The 7,555-nt window shown below is 45.7% G+C and carries 7 protein-coding genes; 4 read left to right on the forward strand and 3 right to left on the reverse strand.

Going from position 1 to position 7,555, the window contains the following annotated elements; genetic code table 11:
• Window positions 1–194: 194 nt before the first annotated feature.
• A complete protein-coding gene (locus tag HMPREF3143_RS25675) occupies window positions 195–1,085 on the forward strand; it encodes a hypothetical protein (RefSeq protein WP_045325874.1) in 891 nt (296 codons plus the stop codon).
• Between the two features lie 153 nt (window positions 1,086–1,238).
• On the opposite strand, the gene HMPREF3143_RS12995 is transcribed toward HMPREF3143_RS25675, so the two are convergent.
• Both HMPREF3143_RS12995 and HMPREF3143_RS13000 read right to left on the reverse strand, forming a co-directional pair.
• Complete coding sequence (locus HMPREF3143_RS12995; protein WP_032656029.1) at window positions 1,239–3,242, reverse strand: AAA family ATPase; 2,004 nt, start codon at window positions 3,240–3,242, stop codon at window positions 1,239–1,241.
• Between the two features lie 10 nt (window positions 3,243–3,252).
• A complete protein-coding gene (locus tag HMPREF3143_RS13000) occupies window positions 3,253–3,738 on the reverse strand; it encodes a hypothetical protein (protein ID WP_032656026.1) in 486 nt (161 codons plus the stop codon).
• Between the two features lie 397 nt (window positions 3,739–4,135).
• Here HMPREF3143_RS13000 and HMPREF3143_RS25960 point away from each other — a divergent pair, with 397 nt between their 5' ends.
• Both HMPREF3143_RS25960 and HMPREF3143_RS13010 read left to right on the forward strand, forming a co-directional pair.
• Complete coding sequence (locus HMPREF3143_RS25960) at window positions 4,136–5,002, forward strand: hypothetical protein (protein ID WP_050596932.1); 867 nt, start codon at window positions 4,136–4,138, stop codon at window positions 5,000–5,002.
• Between the two features lie 111 nt (window positions 5,003–5,113).
• Window positions 5,114–5,299 carry a hypothetical protein gene (locus tag HMPREF3143_RS13010; RefSeq protein WP_032656023.1) on the forward strand — a complete coding sequence of 62 codons (186 nt, stop codon included), beginning with the start codon at window positions 5,114–5,116 and terminating at the stop codon, window positions 5,297–5,299.
• Between the two features lie 49 nt (window positions 5,300–5,348).
• Here HMPREF3143_RS13010 and HMPREF3143_RS13015 read toward each other — a convergent pair whose 3' ends face one another.
• Window positions 5,349–6,623, reverse strand: coding sequence for a hypothetical protein (locus HMPREF3143_RS13015; protein ID WP_032656019.1), 1,275 nt, complete (start codon window positions 6,621–6,623; stop codon window positions 5,349–5,351).
• A gap of 279 nt (window positions 6,624–6,902) precedes the next feature.
• On the opposite strand from HMPREF3143_RS13015, the gene HMPREF3143_RS13020 reads away from it, so the two are divergent.
• On the forward strand, window positions 6,903–7,403 hold the full coding sequence (locus HMPREF3143_RS13020) for a HEPN family nuclease (protein WP_032673389.1): 501 nt from the start codon (window positions 6,903–6,905) through the stop codon (window positions 7,401–7,403).
• Window positions 7,404–7,555 lie beyond the last annotated feature (152 nt).

The raw sequence follows: 7,555 nt of genomic DNA on the forward strand, positions 1-7,555 counted from the left end.
GCGTACATTTCCGCTCCATTGGGCTTCAAACCCCTTATATAAGAAGCTGGTTAAGCAGCCCTTCCGTTCGAATCTAGCTTTGCAAGCTTAAGGGGGGTTAATGCTGAACTTGACCTAGAATAAAAAAAAATTCACTATTGCTTTCTTCAACAACTTGAATGTCATCTTAAAAATAAATATTAAGGATTTCTTTTGTGGCAGATAATATAATTATTGATGAGAAAGAGTTAGTTACCTTAGTTGAAGTACCACTTGATATTATTGATCCTAATCATCGGAGTATTACTCCAGAAATGCGTAGAAAAATTTTAGCGCAACGATTCAGAAACCAGCTATATGCTGATGGCATCGAAACTGGACATCTTGAGGAGGTAAATGGAAAAGTTACTTTCAGGTCTAAGTTAACACTACCATCCTTTGCTGGTTTTGTCTTTGAAGCTTACTTGGTAAGTAAACTCAATGATAATAAAAAAATGGGGCAAGCCGCATTTACATGGTGTACACAAAGGTCAAGGTTGGCTTTATCGAGTGTATACGATCAATACAAAGCCATAGGGACTGGATTTATTAGCACTCATCAACTGCATCCCCATTTATATGCGCCTCACAGTAGTTCTGATATCCGTTTTGTTAGAAAAAACCCCCAAAGTGGGGTAATAGAAACAGCATTAATACATGGCACACACAACATTGCTGGAATTCAGGTTAAGGCTATAAAAGGAAACTTAAAAAGCCAAATTATTGATCCTTTATTACGTGGGCAATATTCTCACGTCATAACACTTCTGAGGGATTACTATGGAACACCTACACGAACAGTTTGTTTGCGCTGGATTAATTTTGGCGTGCGAGATGGAAGTATCACTTCACTACAACGTGAGTTTCTTGAAGATCGGATAAAAGGCCCTGAGTTTTTAGGTATAGATCAGCGCGATATTGATGACTACTATGACTATATCGAAGATTACCATAACGGGTACTGTTTACCTGATAAATCAATTTCCGATGCAACTTTCTCTGAGATTAAGCGGTACAAAGACCATAATGGGTTGTTAGTTCCTGATGACGTAGGAACAGAAATTTAAACAACTTGAAAGATAGAAGTAAAAATTACATCTTAGGCGCATACATAAACATTCAGATTTATCACGATAACAACCTTAATGAATTCATTCAAGAGTTGAAAGTATATAGGCCCGATTTATCGGGCCTTTTACTTACTGCTTAAGGATTAAAATTTAATTGCGGGCATTCATTCTTTTGTTTATCAGATCAAACAGCTTTTCAAAACGGTCCAGTTCTTCTTTGGACAATATCTGATTATCGCCATCTTTCATACGATTCATGAATGCGCGGGCGGGTTTGGCTTTCACAAAATGTTTCTTGTCTGCCGAGAAGGCGCTTTCAATCTGTTTGACAATCCGCGGTATTTTATCATTCAGTTTAAGAGTAGCTGGTTTCAGATCATAGCTTTCATCAACCATCTGAAGGAAAGTCTCACGATTGAAGAGATCTTCGATATCGCACTCGTCACGCTTAGACTCCAACGCATCAGAAACAAATATTACGTTCTTTCTAGTAAGCATGCCCTGCTGCTGAAGCTCAGTTGAAGTCTCCCGGCTTTGCTTCTCATCATCCAGAAGCACAACAACATTAAGATTCTGAGAGGACAGAAGAGAAACCATGTAGGATACGCGCTGTGCCCCGCCTGCAGGGGTTATGGTGATTTTGCTGTTCAAGCCTTTTCTGCCGACAGACGTCAGCACATCTGAAATTGTACTGAGGTACCAGAAATCAGTAACGCCCTCAACAATCAAATTATGGGAACCAATAAATAACGACTGTGCGATGTCATAACCCAGCGCGGCCTGCAACGGGAATAAAGTTGTGGAATCCCCGCTGGGATCGTTGGTCACCGTCGTACCCTTATCCTCTGCAATTGACACAGTTTTTATATCGGATATGTTTTTAATTGGTACAAGGAATGGAGAGTGAGTGGTATAGATAATCTGGTTATCAAAATCATTGGTAAGGTGATTAAGAAGATCAGCTTGAGATTTAGCATGCAAGTAAAGCCCTGGCTCATCCAGTAAAATAATAGCATTTTCTGCTGAGCCGCCCTTGGTATCAGCAAAAAATGTTATATAGAATGAGAAGAACCACTTAAATCCCCGGCTTCTTTCGTCCAGGTTCACCTCAACATCGTAGGCATTATTTGAATCCGAAACATATGTATCAAAATAATCACTGTCAACATTAAAACGGATTTTAAGAGGTTTATCCTGCCATAGCCTTCGGATTTCTGTCGTAACGACAGCTCCCGCTCTGTTTACAAGCTGATTTCGAACATCTGAATTATTTCTGTTTGCCGTCAGCTCGGCAGGGTCAATCCCTGCCACCTTGCAAAGTTTCTCAAAATTGATATCGGCATTAGTTAATTTGCCCTGCTGTTTACGATTATTATATTCAGCCATTTGATGGTGACCGTTCAGTTCAGGATATTCATCTACCATCACAAAGACAGGGATTTTTGTAAGAATCCATTCTCGTGCCCGTTGAGCTCGGGTAGAATCATTGCTTATCTCGTTAAGAGTATCCTCCAGTTCATCTAGAGCATCATCAGATTCCGACTTAAGCTCGATGTCATACTTAACCAGAAATTTTCTCAGCTCCTGAGGTTTACCCTTGGCCTGTTCTGACCAGCCAATTGGATCGTCCGGAATTGGAAGTAAGGCATTGCATATATCTCTTATAGCCTGTATATCAGGCTGGGTTTGTTCTGTTTTATTTTCGGGGTTATCGAAAAACAAATCAATTTGAGCCGTTATTTTACGGACTTCTTTTTTTATTTTTTGTACATCATATGCGAATTTTTCAAGCCCACTAAAACTGATGTACCTGAGTTTTCCATTGTATCGTCTACTGATGTCAACATAAGTAATATTTCGTGCACGTGGATAAATTGCACTGAGTTCCGCCAGTTCTGTCTCGGTTAATGTCCAGGTGGTATCTACAACGGGTGTGTCAGGAGTACATTCACTCAGTTTTCTATGCCTTGGGAAATCTTTTATATCATTGAGTTTGTCGAAACCTTCTGCCGGATTAAGGCTTTTAAGAGCAAGTAACAAATTTGTTTTGCCGCTTTCATTCCGCCCCAGAATTGCTGTCAGTTTCTCAGTGGTTATCACCCCACTGTCAAACACAGAGCGGAAGTTTCGAACACGAAAAGATTCCAGTTTCATCCATATTCTCCTATTTCAGTAATGCTGTGGCAATCGCCGTTGCGGAAGAAAGAAAGGCCAGCCCCAGAGCAGACCATATTTTAAGATTATTGGTTTTAATCTCGAAGCTGAGCCTTTTGTTCTGTTCTTCCACGGCAATCATCTTTGTCACGAGATCCAGCATAATACCCATCTCAGCCGCACTGACAGGAGGAGATTCACGGGCGTCAGTTTCATTATTCTTCCTTCTTCTGGCATAGCGGAGATGGATCATATACAGAGGCTCGCCCTGAGAACTGAGGTTGGAAGAGCGTCTGAAAAACGCCGGATAGGAAGCAAGTACTCGTTCCACCTCCTGCATATCCATACCTAGGCTATCAGCAATATTTCTTGGAGTTCTGCTGTTCCAGCGTTCATGCGCACCCAGATGCTGTATCAACGCTGTCAGATAGTGGAAATCTCTGACAAAAGAGGGCTCGTTATGAGCAGGTTCATTTGATTGCCGTGCAAATATCATATTTATCCTTAAAAGCTACGAACACTATTTACGAAAGCTTATCGGGAAGACCATGTCCTTCTACGATATGTGAGTCTGTATTTTAAACGGATTTTTAAATAACATCATTGTGGTTTTCATATCATTCGTGCTTACCGAAAAGATTCATCATTACTATCATAAATGTATTAAATGAAATGTTTTTTTGCTTAAAAAGCAATAATCTTCAATATACAATAATCTGTCTTCTTTATTGACTTTGATGCAATAATTCATCTCTTCTTATGCCGGGATCCGAAAAAAGGCAGAACCGGAACCGGGTAACACAGCAGCCCAAAATATTCCTCTCCTGTGTTACCGACATTCCCCTCAGGCGTGGACATAATGACCGTGACAGCAAAACTGATGAGGAAAAGAAATGAAATTCATCCCTGCCCGAACTGCCGCCGATGTGCTGGAGATAATGAAATCATACCGTGACGATCTACGTGAAAAGACATTGTATGAACCATCCTGGTCTGTGCTGGAAAGGCTCATTTCACGTGATACAGAGATGAATCCGGTATGGCATGACATTGCGCGACATGCGCTCACCGGTGAGCAGTGCTGGAATTTGCTGGCACAGATATTCCTGGCCGGTGTATACGGAACTGCTGAGCACCACAGGCGCCTGAAGGCTGATCACTCAAGACTGGCTTTCCTGAATGAGGGGATTGCAACTAAGGCCGCAGAACTCGGCAGAATGCTGACGGAACGGGAAGATATACTTAACCGCAATGCTTTTTACATAGAACATACAGCCCATATCGTCGATCTGATTGACGCAGCTTCTGGCCAGAACGGACATTACTCCTCTTTTTTGCGTGAAAAACTTGATGGCCTTCGCAGCCAATTTGATGGCAAATACTGGCCGTCGCTGCAGCAACTCCTGGAGGTGGTGGCGAAAGAAAATCCCGTGGCAGAGTTCATGGACCGGAGCGATGAAGCTGTCGTGCATGCAAGGGGAGTGGCTGTTCCGGATTTCCTGCGTCGGCTGTTCAGTAATTTTCATGATATCCGGGTAATGAAAGGGGATCTGCGCACTGCACACATTTATTTGCCGGCAGATTTCCGGCTGACTGACTCAAGTCTGGCGACACTGGCCACCGTTTCACTCGATCTCGCAGAGCCTGTCTCCGTGGACAGTGTCAAGATGCTGCGTAACAGACTGTATGATGCGGGTTATCCGGGGGCCTGGGCGACTCCTGCTACGATTTCCCCGGGGAAGACTGGCAGCAGCGTGTGAGGCAAAAGATTCCCGGAGCGGAGTCAGAGGGCGGAGAACGAAATGAGACGATGCAATAACGGAGTCGTGACGGCAGGATCAGGGGGTAATTAACTCCGTGAGGACAAAGCAATGAAGAGAACCCGTCAGGAAGTTGTGGCACGCTGGCTGGCCAGCCGTGCACCGGAACAGCGCACCGGTAATGAGGCGCTGATCTTCTCGGATGAATGCTGGGCAGGCGGTTTGCGTCTGGCCGCCAGCCCGGTTGTTCACTACGAACTTGTTATGGCCGCCATTCGCAGGACGCTGATTGACTGAATGGTATAAAAAAAGGCCCCCGGAGGGACCTTTTTTGAAGGGGTACATATTAGTCGTGAAGAAAATCACTGCTGAGCAGGCGGGCCTCATCCGGAGTGAGGAAGTCAGATGTCATGTCTGCAAACCGCACCGGATCTGTGATGGTACCGAAGCTGCCAAACTCTTCGCGGATCTGGCGCAGAAGACTATCCGGAAGCTTGCGTGCAGCACGGCAGGCACGATCAAACATATTGCCCGTCCCGACCGGACTGTCCACTAAAGCACGTCCGGTATACGGCAGGTATTTTTCCAGCATGTCCTCTGCGTAACGGATGGCCATACCCGGCTCAAGAGCCGAGGTTTTCAGCGTACCCCTGGGGGCGACGCGGGGGTTCAGTAGATAAACGGCCCCGAGTGCGGCCTGGTAGAAAAACTGCTCCCACTTATCGTAACGCCAGCCAATGCACAGCCCGTAGTCATACTCTTCAGCCAGTTCGGAGTCTTCCTTAAACGACACAACACCGGTCGCCGGCATTTCAGCGACTTCACGTTGCCACTCGTAGAACGGGATCTCAAAGGTGCGTTCACCACACGCCATATCGCCGTAGCGTTTTTCAAGATCAACGAGCAGGAAATACAGGATAAACGCGCGCAGGGCATTGCAGTCGGTATCCCACTGGCGGGGTGACTGGATAAGCGTCTCCGGGGCCTTGTCGAGGATCTGCTGTGCCTGTTCCTGCGCGCCGGCATTAATCCCGCTGGCATCTTCCTTCAGACGGCGAAGCATGGTCAGGACTGGCTGATTAAGCGTCATGGCCCCGACGGCGGTGCGCATCTGGTAAAGAACGGCATCGAATGTACCGTCAAGGACGCTGGCAATGATGCGATCGCCCCAGTCCGGGTTCCGCTCAGTCCAGGTCACCACCGAAGAGGCATCGCCATGCCGGCACAGGTAGTTATGTACCTTACCCGGGAAGGATTTCAGTACGTAGTTGAGGCTGGTCGGGAAACAGGCGCTGTAGATCTGGACGGCCGGTACCACCTGGGCCGTCATGCCATAGTCCATCATGGTGGTAATGATATGGCTCATGGCACCATGAGTGGTGGCATACAGGGGGGAACCCTTTAACCCCAGAGCCTCCAGTACAGCTTTGCGTACCGGTGGTGCAAGCTCGGCATTCGCCGGCTGTTGATGGATGAATCGTACTAACTGGTCATATTTCATTTTCTCAATCTCCAGGCGGTCCTGATCTGAGCGCGCGATCAGTTTAATTTCAGTGAACCCACTGTTCTGGGCAGTTTCGCGATTTATCCTGCCGCGTTCAGGTGATGATTTTGCGTTCATTTATGTAAGTCCTGCTACATGGATTATCTTCTTTTTAAAAAACCGTTTGCGAACGGTTTTAAACAAAATAACCTGGAAAATTTCTAACAGCAACAAGCATTTCTGATAACCATATATATTCTTTTTTTTATGTTTCTTATGTCTCCTTATACCTTTTCCATTAATCGTGTATCTCCTACTCCTGAGATCCGATTTCTGGCTTAATCGGAAATGTCGTACCAGAGCCGTCAGGCTGACCGGATGGTATAGTGGATTCTCGAACCGGAACGGGAGGGTTAGATGGGAAATTATTCAGATTTTGAGACCGATTTTGTTCAGCGAACACTGGCGCTTATCGATCAATATAACGAAATGATTGAGGTGCAGGGCAAGCCATTCAGGGAGCAGTACAACTACACGTTGACCCTGAATTGCCTTCTGGGTCTTATTGTTTTACCGAAAGAGAGGGCGCTATCTTTCCTGCCTGCCGACCGTTTAACGCTGCAGCTTAAAGCTGAAATGGGATTACATGAGTCACAGTTGCCCGGACCGGAAATGAACCTGCGGGAGTTGATCCATAAGATGCGGAATTCAGTGGCTCATTTTTGTGTCCAGGTAAAGTCAGTCAGCGATGCACACCTTGTAGACTGGATTGTTTTCAGAGAATCCCATGGAGATGGGGACGTCTACGCCAGCTTCAGCGCTCCGGAGCTTTTACCCTTTCTGAAATATTATGCGACCCTGCTGCTCGACAATATGGCCCGCCGTGGAGCCCCAGCTGTTAACGTCTTGGGTTTGTGAGGGATTTACACAATGTTGATTCTCGATTGCTCCTCACGATCTCAGGCGCTGCTTTCACTTTCCTCCGGTTTTGGTTGCAGTGTAATGGAGCTAAAAAAGGTTTTGTTATCTCTCGATCTTGGACTGACCCCACGCCCGTAGACAAATTCTGT

It is taken from the genome of Enterobacter sp. HMSC16D10, assembly GCF_001807145.1.
In the GTDB taxonomy this organism is placed as follows: domain Bacteria; phylum Pseudomonadota; class Gammaproteobacteria; order Enterobacterales; family Enterobacteriaceae; genus Enterobacter; species Enterobacter roggenkampii.

Excerpts from the sequence above, each read along its gene's own strand:
- HMPREF3143_RS12995 (WP_032656029.1), bottom strand. The coding sequence starts at position 3,242 with ATGAAACTGGAATCTTTTCGTGTTCGAAACTTCCGCTCTGTGTTTGAC.
- HMPREF3143_RS25960 (WP_050596932.1), top strand. The coding sequence starts at position 4,136 with ATGAAATTCATCCCTGCCCGAACTGCCGCCGATGTGCTGGAGATAATG.
- HMPREF3143_RS13020 (WP_032673389.1), top strand. The coding sequence starts at position 6,903 with ATGGGAAATTATTCAGATTTTGAGACCGATTTTGTTCAGCGAACACTG.
- HMPREF3143_RS13010 (WP_032656023.1), top strand. The coding sequence starts at position 5,114 with ATGAAGAGAACCCGTCAGGAAGTTGTGGCACGCTGGCTGGCCAGCCGT.
- HMPREF3143_RS13000 (WP_032656026.1), bottom strand. The coding sequence starts at position 3,738 with ATGATATTTGCACGGCAATCAAATGAACCTGCTCATAACGAGCCCTCT.
- HMPREF3143_RS13015 (WP_032656019.1), bottom strand. The coding sequence starts at position 6,623 with ATGAACGCAAAATCATCACCTGAACGCGGCAGGATAAATCGCGAAACT.